Below are 17648 nucleotides of genomic sequence, written 5' to 3'. Positions count from 1 at the left end.
CATCACGGTCAACACGTGTGCGTTGTGGCAGGCACCCCGCTCACCGAGGTCGATGATGTGCAGCGCCAGGGACAGCGCGCTGACGGAGTGAGCGACTCATCTGGCCCGGCTGCGAACCCGCGCACGGGTGTGAGCATCACGAACAACCTGGTGACGAATTCCGATGACGAGGCGGAGAAGGCTTGCAGACCCCCGGTCCGGGCCAGACAGGCGAGCACGGCGCCGTTCCCGACGCCTTGTGGCGTGAGCGTGCTCAGCCGTCGCGGTTGAACCGCGGGTATGGCGTCGGACCGTTGCTGCGCGCAGCCGTTGATCACCGTGGTCTGTCCCTCCGCACCGCTTGCCCAGCAGGTGCGCCATGACCGGCGCTCCAGCCCTCGGCGCACTGCTCGCGTCCTATCGCAGGAGGGCCGGACTCACGCAGGAGGAACTCGCTGAGCGCGCGGGGGTGAGCGCGCGTTCGATCAGCGATGTCGAATGTGGACGGATCAGATGGCCGCAGCGGCGGACTCGTGAGTCGCTCGCGGAGGTGCTCGGGCTGAACGATGCCGAGCGGGAGGAGTTTCTGCTCGCCACCAAGACCGGCAAGTTGTCCGCACCGCAGGCTCCCGTACCGCCGGCCGTGCGGCGGTCGCCGCTGCCGCCTGGTGTCACCGACTTCACCGGCAGAGCGGCGGAGATGACCGCGCTCGCCGGGCTTGCTGAAAGTGGTGGCGTCGCGGTGCTGCACGGCCCTCCCGGCGCCGGCAAGACGACGATCGCGGTCCACTTCGGACATACCGCCACCGCTTCGTTCCCCGGTGGGGTCGCCTTCGTGCAGGGCGCGCTGAGCCAGGACGATCTGGTCGCTGCCGTCCACGGAGAGCGAGTGCTGCTCGTGCTGGACGACAACAGCGGGGCAGAGGAATTGCACGCGCCACCGGGATGCCTGGTCGTGGTGACGACCCGCCGGCCGCGGATCGCGGACCTCGCGCTGCACGTCGGTCCGTTGCCGGAAGCGCTCGAGCTGCTGGAGCTGATCATCGGCCGTGACCGCCTGCGTGCGGAACCCGAGGCAGCGGATGAGGTCGTGCGGCTCTGCGGTGGACTTCCGCTGGCCGTGCGCATCGCGGCAAACCGGCTGCTCAGCAGGCCGCGCTGGCCCGTTGCCCACCTCGCCGAGGTGCTGCGCGACTCCGAACGCGGAGTACGGGTGCTCGCCGGCACCGACAACCGGCTCGTCCAAGCGCTGGAGGCGAGCTCCCGGTCGCTCAGCGCGGCGGCGCTGGAGTGCGTGCGTACCGGTGGGGTGCCGGCGACGGCAGCGCTGCGCCACGAGTTGTTGTCGGCCGGAATGCTGGTGCCGGGCGCGGACGGCGGGTTCTCCATCGCTCACCTCGCACAGGCCTACCTGATCGGACAAGGGGTGCCCGTGAGGGCGGATTGCCATGAGTGACCAGTCGCTGGCCGACCACCTGCGGTTCTACCGATTGCGGGCGGCGCTTACCCAAGGCGAGCTCGCCGAACGAACGGGCGTCAGCGTCCGTGCCATCCGTGACCTCGAACGCGGTCGTGCTCTCACGCCCCACGTGCGCAGCCTGCGCCTGCTCGCGGACGGCCTCGACCTGGCCGATTCCGAAGCCGCCCAGTTGCTGGCGCTCGGGGCGGGCAACCGCACCGTGCCGGCGGCGGAGGTCCGCGACGAGAGGGAGTTCGCGTTCCCCTCGGCGTCGGCCGGATTCGTGGGCAGGCAGAGCGAACTGAGCTGGGTGCTGGAGCAGGCGGAAGCGGCGGGGGACGCCGTCGTGACGCGGGTCGGGGTCGTCCACGGTCCTCCCGGGATGGGCAAGACCAGCCTGGTCCTCACCGCCGCGCACCGGTTGCGGGAGCACTTCCCCGATGGCTGCCACTTCGTGGACCTGGGCGGTATGAGCAAGGATCCGTTGTCGGCCGAACAGGCGGCGGGCCGGCTCCTGAGGAGCCTCGGCGTGCAGGTGAGAGCCTTGCCGACGGACCCCGCCGAGCTGTTCGGCCACTACCGGTCCTTGCTGCGGGAACGCTCGGTGCTGCTGGTGCTCGACGACGCGGGCGACGCGGCGCAGGTGAGGCCGCTGCTCGCGGCGAGCGCCGGTTCGTTCGTGCTCGTCACCAGCCGCAACGTCCTCCCGGACCTGGACGGGGCGCAGCGGCTCGACCTCGGCTTGATGGACCACGAGGCCGCGGTGCAGGTGCTGACCGGAATCGTGGGGGACCAGCGCTGCGCTTCCGAACCCGCGGCGGTGGCCGAGGTGGCGCGGCTGTGCGAAAGGGTGCCGCTGGCGTTGCGGATCGCGGGCAGACGGCTGGCGAGCCGGCCGGAGTGGTCGATCACCGGCTTCGCGGAGCAGCTGGCCGACAGCGCCAACACGCTGTCCCTGCTGAGCGCCGGAAACCTCCAGGTGCGCGCGGCGTTCGAGTTGTCGCATCGGCAACTCAGCCCCGAAGCGGCTGTGATGTTCCGCAGACTGGCCTTGGCTCCGGGGCGTGACGTCGGCCTCGACCTGGCAGCCCGGCTCGCCGAGCAGAGCACCGCCACCGCGGACGTCGCGCTCTCCGAGCTCGCGGATGCCAGCCTGGTCCGGCCGGGCGGCGAGCCCGACCGGTACTCGTTCCACGACCTGCTGCTGCTGTTCGCAGGCGAGAAGCTCGCGGCGTCGTCCGACGACGTCGAGGCGTGTCGTCAGCTCATGATCCGGTGGTTGCTGACCAAGGCGATCACCGCGAGCAGGTTCTTCCACCCCGACGACGAACCTCTCGCCGATGACGTCGCCGTGTTCGGTGACCTGGGTGCGGCGGAGCGGTGGCTGGACAGGGAAGCGGACAGCTGGCTGGGCGCCCTGCGCCTGGCGGTGGCGCGGGAGCGGCACGCCGACGTGCTGGAACTCGCGCATGCGATGCACTGGTACTCGGACCACCGCGGGGCCGGCGAGACGTGGCTGGAGGTGTACGGCGCAGGCCTCGACGCCGCGCGTGTCGTCGGCACGGCGCACGACGTGGCCGTGCAGCTCAACTTCGTCACGTGGACTCTGGGGTTCGTCTTCCTGCGGTATCGGGACGCGTTGCTGGTCGGTGAGGAAGCCATCGCCCTGACGGAGCGGGAGAACGACGTCATCGAGCTGGCGTGGGCTCATCTCTACCGTTCCGTCCTGAAGGGGTTCCTCAAAGACCTAGACGACGCCGTGAGCTCGGGGCAGCGGGCGCTCGAGCTGTTCCAGTCAGCCGGGTACGAGACCGGTGTGACGATCGCTTGCAACGCCTTCGGCGACGCGCTCGTCGCCGCCGGCCGGGTGGACGAGGGACTCAGGTACCAGCGTGAGGCGATCGCCAGGCATCTTGCCGTGATCGGCCCGCGCGGCGGGAGCAGTGACGACAACCTGGCCTCGATCTACCTCAGTCACTCGGACACGTTGCTGCGCAACGGAGAGGTCGGGGATGCGGGACGAGCCATCGACCAGGCGGAGCGGCTCCTCAGCACGGGTTCGGTGTGGGGACGTGCCTCCTCGCACCACATGCGCGGAAAATACCTGCTTGCACTGGGACACGACGAGAAGGCCTACGACGAACTGTCGGTCTCCATGGAGTTGGTCAAGTCGACGAGCAGGCGCGTGCAGCTGCTCACCATGCTCGCGGACCTCGCGGAGAAGCTGGGCAGGCCAGACGAGGCACGCGAGCACCGGGTCCGGGGTGTCGCGCTGCTCGGCCGCCCGGACCTCACGCTGAACCGCGCCGAGACAGCCGAGATCGCAGCGGCGCTCGGGGTCCCGATCGAGGTGTTCATCAACTGAGATGGACCGGCGATTCTGCCGCTGGTCTCTCGTGGTGGCGCCGTCCACTTCGGGACAAGCTCTCCTCGCGGTTCTGTGCGAGGGGAAGACCGATGACATCGACGATGAGAGCGCTCTCGGACTCAGGGGAAGCCGAGGCGCTCGTGCGCGACCTGTTCCAGGACAAGCGGGCTGCGATGCTCGCGTACGCGCGGCAGCTCACCCGCAACCACGCCGAGGCGGAGGACGTAGTCCAGGAGGCGATGGTGCGGGCGTGGCAGCACCACGCGGCGTTGTTGAACGGAAAGGGATCGGTGTACGGCTGGTTGATGACCGTGGTGCGCAACATCGTGCACGACCGCTACCGCGCCCGCGCGGCACGACCGCAGGAGGTGTCGGTGGACGCCGACCTGACGGTCCACGACCACGCCGACGCCGTCGTGGACCGGGTGCTGGTTCGCGACGTCCTGCGCGGGCTCCGCGCGGAACACCGGGACGTGCTGGAACGCATGTACTTCGCCAACGCCACTCCCTCGGAGGTGGCACGGGACCTCGGTGTCCCGTCCGGCACGGTGAAATCGCGCTCGCACCGGGCGATCCGCCAGATGCGGCAGCGGAGGGCCGGACTTGACCGAACGGCGTGACTGCTCGGTCATTTCCTCCCCCATTCACCAGGTGCCCGTGATCAGGATGGGACGTCTTCGTCCGGGACGGCGGAAGTGGTGTCCTGCCGGCTTGCGTTCGTGCCCGCCCGGTCCCCGAACGGATCGACGGCGAGCCAGCCGTCGGCGCGCCGGGCCGCGCGGTTCAGAGCGGAAGGAGCTAGGGGAAGCGCGATGCCGATGCGCATCTGTACCTCTCTGTGGCCTACGGGTGTTTCACGCGTTCACGTGGGCAAGGTGTTCGACGTGGTCGGCGCTGAGCGTTCCCGCGTCGTGCTTGCGATATTCAGCGGCGAGCCTGACCGCGTGGGTGCGGTAGGAACTGTTGTCCAGCACGGTGCGCACGGCGCTGCGCAGAGCCTTGACCGAGGGCGTGGAGGTGCGCAGGTTGAGGCCGGCACCGGACCGTTCGACCCTGGCGGCGACCTCCGGCTTGTCCTCGGTCATGCCCGCGACGACCAGCGGCACGCCCTGTGCGAGCGCGAGCTGCACACCGCCGAACCCGCCGTTGGTGATCATCACCGAGGTCAGCGGCAGCAGGTCGGCGTAGGGCAGGAACGGTGCCGCGAAGGCGTTGGGCGGTAACGGTCCTACGTCGTGGGCGCCGGTGCTGGCGACAACCGTGACGTCCTGATCGGCCAGTGCACGGATGGCCGGCAGGACGAGCTGGTTCAGGGCCATGTCGGCGACCGTGCCCTGGGTGACGTGCACGACCGGGCTTCCGGCCCGCAAGACCTCCTCCCACCACGGCGGCAGTTCGGTCGCCGGCGCCCGGTCGACCAGCGCGCCGACGAACTTCACCTGCGGCGGCAGTTGCTCGCGGGGGTGCTCGAGCTGGGCGACGCCGTTCTGCAGGTGCAGGTGCGGTGAGACGCTGGAGAGGCCGCGCTCACCGGCGGGCATGCCGAAGTCCTCCAGGAGCTTGTCCCGGTGTTCGAACACCGGCTTGAACACCACGTCGTTCAACAGCCGCCCGAGGACCGCGTTGCGCAGCTTGCCGAGCGGACCGGGCCGGTACCGCAGTCCCGGCCCGAAGGGTGGGATCTCCGGTGCGGGCAGCATGAGCGGGGTCACGCCGACGCTCACGGCCCACGGGCCGCCGAGTTGTTCGAGGAGGGCTGCGCCCACGTACGCGGTGTCGTGCAGCACGAGGTCGGACGGCCGGTCGGCGAGCAGGCGGCGCAGGTCGGCGATCTGGGCCGGGATCGGGTCGAGGAACACCGCGCGCATGTCGTACCGGAGCTTCGCGACTCCCTTGAGCCGGTTCCGTTCGGGGAAGAGCTCGTTCACGTTACGTCCACAATGGTCGATCGACGGGTCCATCGCGACGAACTCGGCACCGGCCGCGGTGACCTGCCCGGCGAACACGCGTCCGGTGCACCACCGGACGCGGTGCCCGCGCTCGGTGAGTGCGCGGGCGATGGGCAGCAGAGGGGCCACGTGACCGGGTACGGGCATGGTCGCGACCAGGAGGTCCAAAGTGGGCATTGCGGCAGTCGAGCAGACTGTCCCTTTCAGGAACCGACCGGGACACTCCACAGGAGCCGGAGGGACAGGAGAATCGCCCTCTTGATCCCCGCCCGCAGGGCTCACAGCAAACCCGCCCGCAGCGCGTACGCGACCGCGTGCGCCCGTGAGCGCAGGTTCAGCCTGGTCGTCAAGCGGTGCATCTCCAGCTTCACCGTGCGCTCGGAGAAGTTCAGCCGCTCGGCGATCTCCGCGGTGCCCAGCCCTTCCGCGACGAGTCTCAGCACGTCCACCTCGCGGGTGTTCAGACCGGAGTCGCCCAGACCCTGCGGAGACAGCACCTCGCTGTGCAGCCGCCGCATTTGGCGCAGCAGATCGCCGAGCACGTCGGACGGCATGACCGCCCCGCCTGCTGCCACGGTGGTCACGGCGTGGACCAGCCGGGCCGCGGTGACCTGGGCGCGAGGTAGAACGGCCATCACGTGCCGTTCGACCAACGCCATCAGATCGACCCCACGCAGGTGTTTGGCCATCAGCACGACCGGTGCTCGTTCCGCCTCCGCCCACACGCGCATCGTCGACAACACCTCGTGTTCCACCTGGTCGACGGCGAGCAGGAGCACATCGCAGTGCTCCGGTGGCTCGTCCCCGCTGACCACCTCGATGCCCTGGTGCGTCTCGAAGTGCTCCAAGATGCCTGCGCGTGCCAATGGATCTGCGGTGTGCACCCACACACTTACTCCCCGCATCCAAACCCCTCGCACCACACCTCGATGGAACCCGTTCAAACCAACACACGTGTCACTCCTCGTACGAGTTCCATCGGTGTAGTGAGAGAGATCAGATGAACAGCGTGATGGTCGCCGTGTGCTCCGCAGACGCGTTGGCCCTGCCCGGGGTGAGCAGTCTGCTGGCCGACAGGCCCGCGGTGACGGTGGTGCCCAGGGACAAGGTCGGCCAGGCGGACATCGCGATGGTGGTGACGGACGAGGTCGACGAGACGACTCTGGACCTAGTGCGCTGGATCACCCGTTCCTCGTCGGCACGCACGCTCCTAGTGACCGACCACCTGACGCGAGGTGACAGTGCGATGCTCGCACGCTGCCGGGTGTCCGGACTGCTGAACAGACGCGCGGTGACTCGCGAGCGCCTGTCACAGGCCATCGACGAGGCGCTGGCCGGCGACTGGGCGCCGGTGTTGCCCGTGACCGAGCTGGCCGAGGGCAGTGGCGGCGGTGATGCCTTCACAGCAAGGGAAAAGCAGTTGCTGCGGCTGCTGGCGGACGGCCATGACACCGCGGAGATCGCGAGGTTGCTCGCTTACTCGGAGCGAACGGTGAAGAAGATCGTGCACCAGATGCTGACGAGGCTGAGGTTGCGCAACCGGGCGCACGCCGTGGCGCACGCCATGCGAGCCGGCGTGCTGTAGGTGTCCGACGGTGCGGTCCTAATTGCCCTCTCGACCCCCACTTCGCCGTTCGTGCGACGGGTTCGACGCGGTGAGGTCGAGGATCCACTCGACCCTCACCAGCTGACCCCGACAAGGACTCCCCATCATGAAGAAGATCATCATTGCCGTTGTGGCAGTCGCGGCCGCGTTGCTCACTGCGGCACCCGCCGCGCAGGCCGGTCCCGGCAACCTGTGGTCACCGGTGCAGCTGTGCGCCAAGGGGACCTACGCGGCGTCGTTCTACATCAACTCCACCTACACCCAGACCGGCCAGGCTTCCGGCTCCCTCAGCTCACCGGTCGTCCAGCCCGGTTCCTGCTGGAACGCGTACTGGGGCACCTTGGACCTCAACGCGTGGGTGCGGGTCACCGGCCATGACCACGGCAAGCCGTTCGAGCTCGGTGGCGTGTGGTTCAACAGCCGCAACGGCGGCCTGTATGTGTCGACGTACGGACCGGTGAACGCGCCCTACTTCAAGGCCTGACCGAGAGCTCGAACCATTGGGCGCAGATTTCCGTGTGATCGATGGCAACCACGACGAGGTTGTGCGGCAACGACTCAAGAGGACATCGGTTCGTATGAAGATCGTCGGTGACAACGACCCTGTTCCGCTCAGAGACACCGTGAGCTCGGGTCAGGTGCAGCTCGACCCGGCAGCGGGCGAAGAGCTCCGCAGGCAGTTCCAGTCCCAGATCGACCAGGTCGACACGTGGCTCGAGCGTGCCGGCTACAGCATCGCTCGTCCGGCGCCACTGGGCGCGAACCCGGTGGGCGACAGGATGCGCGAGAAGTTCGCTGATCGGGCTGAGGGGGAGCAGTACTCGTTCGTGAGCGTCATGACCGCGTACCGCGCGGTTCTGGAACAGACGAAGAACTCGATCGTGCAGGCGATCGAGAACTTCACGCGCCTCGACGAGGAACAGCAGGCCGAACTGAAGAAGCACATGGGCGCGGGCTGAGCCGTGTCCATCGAGTCGAGAGGTGAGCCGGTCATGTTCTCCGAGACCGACCCCGGCGAGGTCGAGAACGTTCCGGTCCTCACAGATCCGCAGAACTGGGCGTCGCGATCGCACCAGGAGCTGTACGCCGCCGTGCACAACGGCAACGATCCCGGTCAGGCCGGTCAGATCAGCTCCGACTGGAGCAGGTACGGCACCGAGCTGACCGAGGCGTCGCGGACGATGACCTCCGTGATCACCGCGTCCGAGTCGAAGTGGACGGGTGCGGCCGCGGAGGCCGCGCGTGACGCGATGAAGAAGCTCGGGCAATGGGTGGACGAGACCGCGCGCACCGCGGTGGAGGTCGGCAACAAGGTCGCCGACCAGGGCCGTGTGATGGAGGCCGCCCGCGCGCAGATGCCCGCTCCCGTCGAGTTCGACTGGAACAGGGCCACCGCCGCGCTGTCACAGCCGGGCACGCCCGCGTTCGTGCTGGCCTCCGCGGACATCGCGATGGCCAACGCGTCGTCGCGCGCCGCACACGAGCAGGCGGTCGACGTCATGACCGCGATGGAGAACAACTCGCGGCAGATCGACTCGTCGATGCCCGCTTTCAAGCCGCCGTTCAACCCGAACACCGGTCAGGTGGAAGAGCCGGTGATGGCTGTGGCGCGGTCCGGTGCCGCGCCTGCGCTCGGCGGGGTCGACGCGTACACGTCGACGCAGACCGCGAGTGCCGGTGCCATCGCCGCTCCGCCGAGTGCCAGCGGTGGCACGGGAACCGGCGGTGTCGGCGTGAACCAGCCCGCTGCAGCGGCGTACGCCCCGTCCGCTCCGGGGTTGGGCGCCGGTGGTGGTAACTACACGCCGCAGATGCCCGGCTACAACCCCGGCGGCACCAACGTCGCCGCCGCATACGTGCCGACCGCGCCGGGCTACAACCCCGGTGCGACTTCCGGCTCCACCTACACCAGCGGAGCCGGTGGCAACGGCGCCTACACGCCGCAGATCCCGATGGTTCCCTCTGCCGGCAGGAACACCCCCGGCACGAACCACACCCCGCAGAACCTCAAGTTCGCTCCGGCGGCACCGGGTGCGGGCGGCTTCGGTGGTGGCGCCGGCGCGAACGGTGGCCCCGTGCCGTTCAGCCCCTCGTCGGGTGGCGGTGGCGGCGGTTCATTCGGCGCGGGTGGTGGCGCGGGCGGTTCGATGACACCCGGTGGTTCGGCCGGTGTGCAAGGTCAGCCGCGCGGCGGGATGCCGATGGGCATGACCGGATCCGCCGGCGCGTCCGCGATGGGTGCCGGCACGGGTGGCGCGCCGATGGCTCCCGGTGCCGGCGGCAAGGGCGAGGACGACAAGGAACACCGGTCCGCCAGCTACGTCATGGGGGGCGACCTGTTCGAGGTCCCCGGCGAGAACCTGCCTCCATCGGTCATCGGCGCCCTGAAGACGAAGGCCCGGCCGCAGCCTGCCTGAGCCCGAAGCGACGTCTGCGGTGGTGGAGCCGGACAGCAACTCGAAACAACGCCAACTCGGCGTGAGGGGGAATTTCATGAATCCGTTGGCTCCTGTGGACGGACGCGAGTCGGTCGGGATCGATCCCGACCAGTGGATGCGGGACATGCAGGCCAAGGCCGACGATCTCGCGGCGAAGTCGGCACAGCTGCGCGAGGACATGGCCTGCGCGTCGGCCACCGTGATGTCGGACGATCACGCGGTGCGGGTGATGATCGCCCCTACCGGCGCCCTGCAGGACATCCAGCTGACCGAACACGCGGCTCGCCTGAGCCCCGACCGCCTGCGGGCCTCGATCATGGAGGCAGTCGGCAGGGGACAGCGCGCGGCCTCCGAGAAGATGATCGAGGCCTTCGCGCCGCTCGGTGCGGGCACCGAGTCCATGGACCTGGTGATGTCCTACCTCCCTCCTGCCGTGGAAGAAGAGGGAGAAGAAGCCCAGTACGACCGCAGCGAAGAGGACGACCGGCCGTGGTGAACCCTCCGCTCGTTTCCACCCTGCGAGGTAGTCGATGACGGGTGCTTTCGGCGTGGATCCCGACGCGATCACCACGTTCTCCGCGAACCTCGACGACCTCGTCGCCCAGCTCGAGACCTCGAAGGGCGTGCTCGGCAGCGTCCACTTCGACCCTCTGGTGTTCGGCATCGTCGGACAGATCTTCGCCGCCGCCGCGCGCGTCGAGGTGAAGAAGGCCGAGGAGTGCATCGGCAAGTACGAGGCGGGTCTTCGCGAGGCGGCGAAGAACGCCCGCCTGACTGCGGCCACGTACAGCAACACCGACCAGGGCAATGCCAAGACGTTCTCCGGAGGTCTCTGATGGTGCAGGGCCTGACACTCACCCCTGGCTTCGGTGAGGGGACCGAGTTCACCGACGGGTTCTCCGGCGCGGGCATGGTCGACACCGTGGCGGGCCTCGTGAAGGCGGCGCAGGACCAGGACAGCGCTTCGATCGCCGCTTTCAGCGTCGGTCTGGCGTTCGACGTCGTCGGCGCTGCGCTGAACCCGCTCGGCGCCGTCCTCGGTGCCGGCGTCGGCTGGCTGATCGACCACATCTTCTTCCTGCGCGAGCCGCTCGACCTGCTCATCGGCGACAACATCGCCATCCGGCAGGAAACCGAGAAGCTCAAAGAGGACGCCGCCGGCTACGAAGGGCTGGCGTCAGGGCACCTCGACGCACTCAGGAAGCTCGACGGGTGGACCGGTGAAGCGGCCGAGCGCTTCCGCGCGACGATGTCGCACGTCGCCAAGGAACTCGAGGCCATCGGATCCGCGGTCAACGCCTCCGCGAAATTGATGGGCACGATGGGTGCGGTCGTCACTGCCGTGCGCTCGCTGGTGCGGGACATCATCGCCATGGTGATCGGCAACCTGATCGGCGGCGCGCTGGTAGCGATGGGCCTGGCGCCGATCACGCTGGGCGCGTCGGTGGTCGCGTTCGTCGGCACTGCCGTGGCGACCGCTTTGGAAGCGCTGGCCCGGATCATGGGTCACATCGCCAAACTGAAGTCGCTGCTCACTTCGTCGTCGAAGGCGGCGGACGACCTCGGCACAGCACTCACGAACATGAGCGACGACGCGGCGCGCTTCACCAGGGGAGGCGGCTCGTCGAGCGTCTCGACTCCTCCTCCGTTGAGGGGCAACGGTGACACGCCCTCGATCAACGGTGGCGGCGGTGCCGGTGGCCCCAGACCGCCCGCTGCTGATGTTCCGCCGGTGCAAAGGCCGCCGGAGGTCCCAGGAGGCAGCGGGGCCGGCGCTCCCAGGCCGCCCGCAGGGGATGTGCCCACGACCCAGAGACCGCCCGAGGTTCCGGCCACAGGCGGCAAGGGCGACACCCCTGAACCCCCGCCCGTGCAACGGCCGCCGGCGGATGGCACGAACACGGCGACTGTCACGCCCCCTGCGGTCAAACCGCCGGACTCGCCCACGGTGCCGAAACCGCAAGAAGTCCCCAGTTCGCCGCCGCCAGGCGGAGGAGCCGGCGGTGCCACACCGCCCGGAACCGGTGGTGCGCCCAGGCCGAGCACGCCGCCTCCCGGCGCGCCGAACACTCCGGCCACGCCGAAACCGGACGACGCCGCGCCCAAACCTTCCACGGGCGACCCGAACGCGCCGAAACCCCCGGTGGGCGAGTCCGCAGCACCCAAGCCGCCCGGTTCGGACACTCCCGGCCCAGGTGGTGCGGGAGGGACGAAGCCGTTGTCCTGGGGCGAGGCCAAGAATCACATCGAAGACCTGGGCAAGTACGGCAAGCAGCACCTGGAAAGCGTGCTCACGACCAAGTTCGGCAAGACTCCGGAAGAGGCTGCGGACATCAGCCGGTGGATCAAGAACTTCGAGGAGCTCGCCGCGCCCGGTGGCCACCTCACGGTGGCGGGGAGGGCGTTCGCCACGGGGTCGATGCTGCACCTGGTTCACGAGCTGTGGAAGGAACTCGGCGCTGACCGGCACGGTCAGCAGGAGAACTCAGGCTTCCTCGGTGACCTGAGGGAGTACAACTCGCAACAGTGAACCCACATCCTGCAGCACGACCTGACCACCTGATCGCACTGCAGGGCTGCTGAGCCGTGGCGTGATTGTGCGTCATACGCCGAAACCCATGGCCTGATCGGGATCTCGTCTCGTGGTCCAGAGGACTGCGAGACGAGATCCCGTTTCTCGTCGGCCGAACGAAGACCAGCATGAGCCATGAGCGGCCACCGAACGCCTGACGCCGGGTTCTGGCCGGTGATCAGAATTCCGTCCTGGACCACGTGGGACTGCCAGTCGGCGACTTTCGAGCAGGACCCGCTCAGCTTCTCCAGTTCGTCTTCGACGAGGAAGGGCAAGACGTCGTGCCCGAACGCAGAGTGGCCTCGATCAACCGGACCGGGCTCTCGTTCTCGGCCAGGCCCCTCAGCGGTCCGTGCCGCCGGGTTGGAGGCCGCGTCGAATGGTGGAGGGCAAGAAGGTCACCGGGTTCGCCAATGCCGAGGTGTCGGGGGTGCAGCTGAGGTGCTGACGTCGACGGAATCGAGACGCACGGGTTCGCGAGCGCCGTGGTCGCTTCCACGTCGGCTTCGAAACGACGAGTACCGGTCTGCGCGTTCACCTCGGTGCTCACCGGGTTCGGCGGCGGCTCAACATTCAGGAGCGAAGCGAGCTGGACGTCCCACCCGGCGCGCTTCAAGCGGTAGCAGGGGAGCGGTCAGCTCCTTGAGCCGGAAGCCCTTCTTGTACCCGGTGTTCCCGAGTTGTGGATCGGGACCTGTGTGGTCGTGTTACAGGCCGAGTAGCCGGCGGGTGGCCACCATCGTGTCCATCTGCCCGTGCTCGCGGCAAATCCTCGCCAGAACGCCGGCCCCGAGCCACATGTCATCCAGGGCTTCCGCCAGCGACCGCGCATCCCCGCTGATCGTCAGGGAACTGTTCCGCTGCTCCTGCGCGATCACCCGCTTGAGGCGATCGAGGGAAGGCGGTGGTGACCTCCTCGAAAGCCAGGCGCATCGACTCCGCCAGCTCCGGCGAGTGCCGGAGTTCCCTGCCGCAAGGGCCGGCTCATGATTCCGCCGGATCAACAACGTAGCCCGCTTGCTGTCCCTTCCACACTGCGCTGCGGGCCGGGGTCACGCGTGTGAGACCCCGGCCCGGTTTCAGGCAGCGGCCTTCTTCCTCAACTCGGTCCGATAGCCCACAACGACTGTGGTGATGAGGGAGAGCGAGATCAGCGTCTCGGCGATGAAGAACGACCCGAAGTCGACGACCGAACCGATCGGCGGCGATCCCGGTACGGCGTTCCGCAGAGGCACCAACGCGAACAGAAGTGCTCCCATGAAGCTCATCGACGGCCAGAGCAGGCCGTGCTTGCCACCCACCGCGTAGAGTGCCGCGATCACCGCGGAGATGCTCAGGCACCACATGAAGATCATGATGAAGATGGCGAATGCGAACATCCCCGTGGTACGACTGGCCGTCGCGCTGAACTCGAGTCCGCCTGATTCGGACTTCCCCTGTCCCGGTTCAAGCCTGAAGAACGAGTCCGCGCTGCTGAACGTCACGTTCACCGGGATGGAGTCGGCCGCGGTCTCCGCGTAAAACCCGAAATCGACGCCATAGCGGTCGAACGGGTAGTCCGTGATGACACCGGTGGTCAGCGGTACGCGCACGTCCGCCACGCTCGGGTTCTTGCCGGCCTTGAACGAGAGCACGTCCCCCTTGATCGCGTTGACGTAGAGGGTGATGTCGTTCGCGGGCATGCCGTCCTGGTCGGCGAACCGCCCGGCGGGCTCGACGAAGACCTGCGCGGAGACCTCTTCGGTGACCGGGTCGACCTTCTGCACGTAGAACTGCACGTCGAGCCGGTCAGGCGTCGCAGCGTCGCCCATGGTGTGCATGGTCTGCCCTTGCGACCGTTCGACGAGGTAAGCGCTCAGACTGGCGCCGGTGATCACCACAGCGATCGCGACCGGGATGAGCACCTTGAGCCAGCGCCGCGACGGCGCACTTTCCTGCATGGCTGTAATCCTGTTTCTTCTAGTCCAGAAGCCTTTGTGCTCAGGGGAGGTCGTCTCAGTGAGCGAAGGCGGCGCTGTCCTGCCCGGCACGGTCCACACCGGTGTACCGCGCACCGCCGAATCCAAGGATCGCGAGTCCGACCACGCTGAACAGCCACAGTCCCACGACACCGAACGCCTTGCTCTTGCCGAAGGATCGCGCGAGATCGAGCGAGACGAGGAGGTGCGCGACGATGTTGACGACGGGCACGAGGTACAGCACGACCCACCAGCCGGGCCTGCCTGCGGTCTTCACCAACAGGTAGAGGTTGTAGACGGGGACGATGGCGCCCCAGCCGGGTCGTCCCGCCTTGGTGAAGACCTGCCACATCGCGGCGATCAGAACAAGACTGATGATGATCGTCACGAAGTTGGACACGGTCGAGTCCATGTTTTTCTCCTGCATGTCCTGGAAAAGTGGAAAGAGTTCCGATCGACGGCGCGCTATAGTCCACAGTGGATTGATTGCGCGCTTGGGCAGAATTAGACGCCACTGTGGACACTTCGTCCAGCTTGAGCGGCGACCGGGGACACGAAGATCGGGCACGCCGCCCGAACGGACACCGATCACTGGTCGAACAGATCGCGGCGAGTTCGAGACCGGTTCGACGCGCCCGATCCGCGGAGTCTGATGAGCAGTCGGCCGGTGAGCGGTTCGCGCTCGACGGCAACGAGGTTGTGATCATGGGCAGGCGCGTCGAGGTCCTGGGGAAGGCGGCGAACAGGATCTCCGGGCAGGTGAGCACGCTGGTCGCCGACCTCAGTGAACCCGACCAGGCGGAGCAGGTGACCAAGCGGCACGCCGAGCAGTTCGGCAGGGTTGACGTCCTGGTCACCAGTGTGGAGATCGGAGCTTCGTCCGAGCAGACCGGGGGAGTGGGCGGCGCGGCATGGCACTGACTGGGCAACTTGCGCGCGGACGTGCTGACCGTGGTTCTGCCGACCGAGGCGGTCAGGGACTTGCTCACCTCGCCCGGCGGCCGCGTGATCCTGTCAGCTCGATTGCGGCCTACCTCGGGTCTGGATCCGGCTCGTACGCGGGAATGGCGTCGTGGTTGTTGTCTCCTGTCTGCCGGGACTGATGCTTGACGGTGGAGACGATCGCCGCGGCAAGAGTCTGGACAGGGGCGACAGCTGCTGATTGATTTGTGACGAGGACGGGGTGGCTGGCAACCTCGATGTCGTTCGCGAGCGCGAGTTCGGGCGAGTCGAGCGGCACCACCATGGCAGGGAGCTGTCGTGGTCGGCCGCACCGCTGAGGCGCCGGCCCGCGTCGATCCGCTCCATCGAGGCCGACCGGACGAGCCCGTGTTCGACAGGCTCAGAGCTCGGCCGAGCATGGTCCGTCCGGCAGACCCCTGGCGGGACTCGTCGCCGGCGCCAATGACTCAGGACGGCTCGTTGCCAGCTCCCACGGGGCCGCTACAACGGGTGGTGCGGCGCACTCAGAGCTCGATGGGGAGAGGAGCGAGACCGGACGCGACCACAGTGAGCTTGTCTGCGGCACCGCTGGTCTCCAGCACCAGCCGCGGGGCGATCCCCAGCCCCGTACCCGAGCGCGACGTGGGCGCGAAGAGCCCTGCCGAGCGGTAACAGCGCAGTGTTCGCACGGGCAGGTGGGTAGTAGTCCTCGCATCGCTGGATCTTGGCGCCCGCCATCTCGAAGTGGGACAGGACGGGCACGACGAAGGACTTGCCGGTAGGCGAGTGGTGCTCGGCGAAGGCGCCGATGTCGGTGCTGGAGAATCACCAGCGCACGCCGCCGCGGACACCTGGGCTCGTCGTGGAGGTCCTCGACGGCGATGTCCGACCTGGCGGCGAATCTGTTCTCGGTCGCGCTGACCACGCCGAGGTGGTCCGCGCGATCCAGGGCCCGGTCAAGGCGGGATCGCGGGGCAGGTAGTTGCCGTAGCCGAGTGAGATCTGCCCGGTGCGCGGGGCGAGTGCGTGTTCATCGCGACCGGCCAAGCGGGCGCCAACTCCGCATCTGACCGAGGTCTCCCATTCCGACCGGCACGCGAGCCCATGTCAAAACGGTCGACAGAAACGGCTACCGCCGAATGAGGTTCGGCAATGATCGGTGAAGCATTCGATCTGCCGAACGAAGTTCACGACTGAGTGGTCTGCGCCGCCTTTTCGCCTAGGTTTTCTCGCTGTGTCCAGTGAAACGGAAGTTGCGCGACAGACCACCAAGCTCGTGATCGTGATCGATGAAACGCTGCCCAGCGGTCATGCGGTCAACGCTGCCGCAGTTCTGGGGCTCAGCATGGGAGGCCGGATCGCGGATTCCCTCGGCGAGGACGGCAAGGACGCGTCGGGCGGAGTGCACCTCGGTTTGAACACCCATCCCATTCCTGTCGTGACCGCGAGCCGAGAGCAGTTGCGGGAGTTGTTCGTCAAAGCTGCCGACCGGCCGGACCTGTTGGTCGTGGGGTTCAACGAGGTCGCCCGTCGTGCCCGTGCGTATGAGGACTACCTGGCGACGTTGGCTGGAACTCCCGGCGATGAGATCGATTACGTGGGGGTGGCCGTTTTCGGTCCGCGCAACCGCGTTTCCGCCCTGACGAGGCGCTTCTCGCTGCTGTAGCGGGGTATGTCCAAAGTAGAGCTCCACGAAGATGTCAGTGACGCACCACAATCGCCTTGGCGTGGTCGGAAGCACCGCGCTCAACGAACGTCTGCGCTCGGCTCTCCGGCAGTGCGATGGTGGCCCGACGGCGTCTGTTCCTCCGCACCTGAACGACAACTCCCGGTGGTGATGTCGATGTCGGTGGGATATTGTGCAACGGTCGAAAAGGACCTGGGTCGGCAAAGGTAAGCCCGACCCCTCATCACGAGGCTCCGTCCGTCGCTGCGGCGACGGCCCCGCGACAAGTTCTCGGCGAGATGCCGAGGCTTGGCGCTGCCCGTGTGTCGAGTTCTCGGCTTCTCGTCTGGTCACGTAGAGGAGAAGCAATGCCCATCATTCGTGTTGGTCCAACGGTCACGCAGATCAACGTCTTCACCGTGGAGCCGGATCGCCAGCAGCCTTTGATCGACTACCTCGCCGCTGCTGCCCAGGTCGCCAGCGAGGTGCCCGGCTGGATGTCGGCGAGCCTTCACCGCAGTCTGGACGGCACTCGCGTGGTGAATTACGCGCAGAGTGAGAGTCACGATGCCGCGCAGAGGGTGTTCCAGCACCTCAAGTCCCGAGGCATGATCGAGGGCAACAAGGCGTTCGGGCAAGCCCACCCAGGTCTGTACGAGGTCTCGTTCACCCTTGATCGAGACGACCGCTGACGCCTGTTCGATCGATCCC

The 17648-nt window shown here is 67.7% G+C and carries 22 protein-coding genes; 14 read left to right on the top strand and 8 right to left on the bottom strand.

Going from position 1 to position 17648, the window contains the following annotated elements:
* Positions 1 to 358: 358 nt before the first annotated feature.
* The 3 genes from IE307_RS20765 (at position 359) to IE307_RS20755 (ending at position 4426) form a co-directional block, all read left to right on the top strand.
* Entirely contained in the window at positions 359 to 1435 is a 1077-nt protein-coding gene (locus tag IE307_RS20765; RefSeq protein ID WP_191300054.1) for an XRE family transcriptional regulator, read from the top strand.
* Entirely contained in the window at positions 1428 to 3803 is a 2376-nt protein-coding gene (locus IE307_RS20760) for an ATP-binding protein (protein WP_191300052.1), read from the top strand. The genes IE307_RS20765 and IE307_RS20760 overlap by 8 nt, the downstream gene beginning before the upstream one ends.
* A 92-nt stretch (positions 3804 to 3895) precedes the next feature.
* The gene (locus tag IE307_RS20755) at positions 3896 to 4426 is read left to right on the top strand and encodes a sigma-70 family RNA polymerase sigma factor (RefSeq protein WP_191300050.1); all 531 of its coding nucleotides are present in this window, start codon (positions 3896 to 3898) and stop codon (positions 4424 to 4426) included.
* A gap of 41 nt (positions 4427 to 4467) precedes the next feature.
* On the opposite strand, the gene IE307_RS20750 is transcribed toward IE307_RS20755, so the two are convergent.
* The 3 genes from IE307_RS20750 to IE307_RS20740 form a co-directional block, all read right to left on the bottom strand.
* Positions 4468 to 4632 (bottom strand): hypothetical protein, encoded by a 165-nt coding sequence (locus IE307_RS20750; protein ID WP_191300048.1) that lies wholly within the window; start codon positions 4630 to 4632, stop codon positions 4468 to 4470.
* A gap of 28 nt (positions 4633 to 4660) precedes the next feature.
* Positions 4661 to 5932, bottom strand: a complete 1272-nt coding sequence (locus tag IE307_RS20745) for a glycosyltransferase (protein ID WP_191300045.1) — start codon at positions 5930 to 5932, stop codon at positions 4661 to 4663.
* A 101-nt stretch (positions 5933 to 6033) separates the two neighbouring features.
* A complete protein-coding gene (locus IE307_RS20740) occupies positions 6034 to 6603 on the bottom strand; it encodes a helix-turn-helix transcriptional regulator (RefSeq protein ID WP_191300043.1) in 570 nt (189 codons plus the stop codon).
* Between the two features lie 152 nt (positions 6604 to 6755).
* Between IE307_RS20740 and IE307_RS20735 the strand changes: the two genes are divergently transcribed.
* The 7 genes from IE307_RS20735 to IE307_RS20705 all read left to right on the top strand — a co-directional run bounded on the left by IE307_RS20735 (position 6756) and on the right by IE307_RS20705 (position 12329).
* Positions 6756 to 7340, top strand: a complete 585-nt coding sequence (locus IE307_RS20735; RefSeq protein ID WP_191300041.1) for a helix-turn-helix transcriptional regulator — start codon at positions 6756 to 6758, stop codon at positions 7338 to 7340.
* Positions 7341 to 7467: 127 nt separating this feature from the next.
* Complete coding sequence (locus tag IE307_RS20730; protein WP_191300039.1) at positions 7468 to 7845, top strand: hypothetical protein; 378 nt, start codon at positions 7468 to 7470, stop codon at positions 7843 to 7845.
* 94 nt (positions 7846 to 7939) lie between these two features.
* A complete protein-coding gene (locus IE307_RS20725) occupies positions 7940 to 8320 on the top strand; it encodes a hypothetical protein (protein WP_191300038.1) in 381 nt (126 codons plus the stop codon).
* A 33-nt stretch (positions 8321 to 8353) separates the two neighbouring features.
* Positions 8354 to 9778, top strand: a complete 1425-nt coding sequence (locus IE307_RS47300; protein WP_191300036.1) for a PPE domain-containing protein — start codon at positions 8354 to 8356, stop codon at positions 9776 to 9778.
* Between the two features lie 19 nt (positions 9779 to 9797).
* Positions 9798 to 10295, top strand: coding sequence for a YbaB/EbfC family nucleoid-associated protein (locus IE307_RS20715; protein WP_191300034.1), 498 nt, complete (start codon positions 9798 to 9800; stop codon positions 10293 to 10295).
* A 34-nt stretch (positions 10296 to 10329) separates the two neighbouring features.
* Positions 10330 to 10635 carry a type VII secretion target gene (locus tag IE307_RS20710; RefSeq protein WP_191300032.1) on the top strand — a complete coding sequence of 102 codons (306 nt, stop codon included), beginning with the start codon at positions 10330 to 10332 and terminating at the stop codon, positions 10633 to 10635.
* A gap of 2 nt (positions 10636 to 10637) precedes the next feature.
* Positions 10638 to 12329, top strand: a complete 1692-nt coding sequence (locus tag IE307_RS20705) for an RAD23 family protein (RefSeq protein WP_229904923.1) — start codon at positions 10638 to 10640, stop codon at positions 12327 to 12329.
* Positions 12330 to 13078: 749 nt separating this feature from the next.
* Here IE307_RS20705 and IE307_RS20700 read toward each other — a convergent pair.
* The 3 genes from IE307_RS20700 to IE307_RS20690 form a co-directional block, all read right to left on the bottom strand.
* The gene (locus IE307_RS20700) at positions 13079 to 13249 is read right to left on the bottom strand and encodes a hypothetical protein (protein ID WP_191300028.1); all 171 of its coding nucleotides are present in this window, start codon (positions 13247 to 13249) and stop codon (positions 13079 to 13081) included.
* 201 nt (positions 13250 to 13450) lie between these two features.
* On the bottom strand, positions 13451 to 14311 hold the full coding sequence (locus tag IE307_RS20695; protein ID WP_191300026.1) for a DUF4436 family protein: 861 nt from the start codon (positions 14309 to 14311) through the stop codon (positions 13451 to 13453).
* Between the two features lie 55 nt (positions 14312 to 14366).
* A complete protein-coding gene (locus tag IE307_RS20690) occupies positions 14367 to 14741 on the bottom strand; it encodes a DUF5684 domain-containing protein (protein WP_229904922.1) in 375 nt (124 codons plus the stop codon).
* A gap of 104 nt (positions 14742 to 14845) precedes the next feature.
* Between IE307_RS20690 and IE307_RS47295 the strand changes: the two genes are divergently transcribed.
* Positions 14846 to 15250: an SDR family NAD(P)-dependent oxidoreductase gene (locus tag IE307_RS47295; protein WP_268250389.1), complete on the top strand. Its 405-nt coding sequence runs from the start codon at positions 14846 to 14848 to the stop codon at positions 15248 to 15250.
* A 109-nt stretch (positions 15251 to 15359) separates the two neighbouring features.
* Here the strand turns inward: IE307_RS47295 and IE307_RS20680 are convergent, their stop codons facing one another.
* Complete coding sequence (locus tag IE307_RS20680; protein WP_191300020.1) at positions 15360 to 15575, bottom strand: hypothetical protein; 216 nt, start codon at positions 15573 to 15575, stop codon at positions 15360 to 15362.
* Between the two features lie 220 nt (positions 15576 to 15795).
* Complete coding sequence (locus tag IE307_RS20675) at positions 15796 to 15960, bottom strand: hypothetical protein (RefSeq protein WP_191300019.1); 165 nt, start codon at positions 15958 to 15960, stop codon at positions 15796 to 15798.
* A 35-nt stretch (positions 15961 to 15995) separates the two neighbouring features.
* Here IE307_RS20675 and IE307_RS20670 point away from each other — a divergent pair, with 35 nt between their 5' ends.
* The 3 genes from IE307_RS20670 to IE307_RS20660 all read left to right on the top strand — a co-directional run bounded on the left by IE307_RS20670 (position 15996) and on the right by IE307_RS20660 (position 17629).
* On the top strand, positions 15996 to 16253 hold the full coding sequence (locus IE307_RS20670; RefSeq protein ID WP_191300017.1) for a hypothetical protein: 258 nt from the start codon (positions 15996 to 15998) through the stop codon (positions 16251 to 16253).
* A 252-nt stretch (positions 16254 to 16505) separates the two neighbouring features.
* Positions 16506 to 16937 carry a DUF2000 domain-containing protein gene (locus IE307_RS20665; RefSeq protein WP_191300015.1) on the top strand — a complete coding sequence of 144 codons (432 nt, stop codon included), beginning with the start codon at positions 16506 to 16508 and terminating at the stop codon, positions 16935 to 16937.
* A 368-nt stretch (positions 16938 to 17305) separates the two neighbouring features.
* Positions 17306 to 17629, top strand: coding sequence for an antibiotic biosynthesis monooxygenase family protein (locus IE307_RS20660; protein ID WP_191300013.1), 324 nt, complete (start codon positions 17306 to 17308; stop codon positions 17627 to 17629).
* Positions 17630 to 17648 lie beyond the last annotated feature (19 nt).

The sequence above is a fragment of the Lentzea cavernae genome (assembly GCF_014653695.1).
Taxonomy (GTDB): domain Bacteria; phylum Actinomycetota; class Actinomycetes; order Mycobacteriales; family Pseudonocardiaceae; genus Lentzea; species Lentzea cavernae.
Note: the sequence above shows the minus strand (reverse complement) of the source record. Positions and strands in the feature narration are given on the sequence as shown.

Excerpts from the sequence above, each read along its gene's own strand:
- IE307_RS20765 (WP_191300054.1), top strand. The coding sequence starts at position 359 with ATGACCGGCGCTCCAGCCCTCGGCGCACTGCTCGCGTCCTATCGCAGG.
- IE307_RS20760 (WP_191300052.1), top strand. The coding sequence starts at position 1,428 with ATGAGTGACCAGTCGCTGGCCGACCACCTGCGGTTCTACCGATTGCGG.
- IE307_RS20755 (WP_191300050.1), top strand. The coding sequence starts at position 3,896 with ATGACATCGACGATGAGAGCGCTCTCGGACTCAGGGGAAGCCGAGGCG.
- IE307_RS20750 (WP_191300048.1), bottom strand. The coding sequence starts at position 4,632 with ATGCGCATCGGCATCGCGCTTCCCCTAGCTCCTTCCGCTCTGAACCGC.
- IE307_RS20745 (WP_191300045.1), bottom strand. The coding sequence starts at position 5,932 with ATGCCCACTTTGGACCTCCTGGTCGCGACCATGCCCGTACCCGGTCAC.
- IE307_RS20735 (WP_191300041.1), top strand. The coding sequence starts at position 6,756 with ATGAACAGCGTGATGGTCGCCGTGTGCTCCGCAGACGCGTTGGCCCTG.
- IE307_RS20730 (WP_191300039.1), top strand. The coding sequence starts at position 7,468 with ATGAAGAAGATCATCATTGCCGTTGTGGCAGTCGCGGCCGCGTTGCTC.
- IE307_RS20725 (WP_191300038.1), top strand. The coding sequence starts at position 7,940 with ATGAAGATCGTCGGTGACAACGACCCTGTTCCGCTCAGAGACACCGTG.
- IE307_RS47300 (WP_191300036.1), top strand. The coding sequence starts at position 8,354 with ATGTTCTCCGAGACCGACCCCGGCGAGGTCGAGAACGTTCCGGTCCTC.
- IE307_RS20710 (WP_191300032.1), top strand. The coding sequence starts at position 10,330 with ATGACGGGTGCTTTCGGCGTGGATCCCGACGCGATCACCACGTTCTCC.
- IE307_RS20695 (WP_191300026.1), bottom strand. The coding sequence starts at position 14,311 with ATGCAGGAAAGTGCGCCGTCGCGGCGCTGGCTCAAGGTGCTCATCCCG.
- IE307_RS20690 (WP_229904922.1), bottom strand. The coding sequence starts at position 14,741 with ATGGACTCGACCGTGTCCAACTTCGTGACGATCATCATCAGTCTTGTT.
- IE307_RS20680 (WP_191300020.1), bottom strand. The coding sequence starts at position 15,575 with ATGGTGGTGCCGCTCGACTCGCCCGAACTCGCGCTCGCGAACGACATC.
- IE307_RS20660 (WP_191300013.1), top strand. The coding sequence starts at position 17,306 with ATGCCCATCATTCGTGTTGGTCCAACGGTCACGCAGATCAACGTCTTC.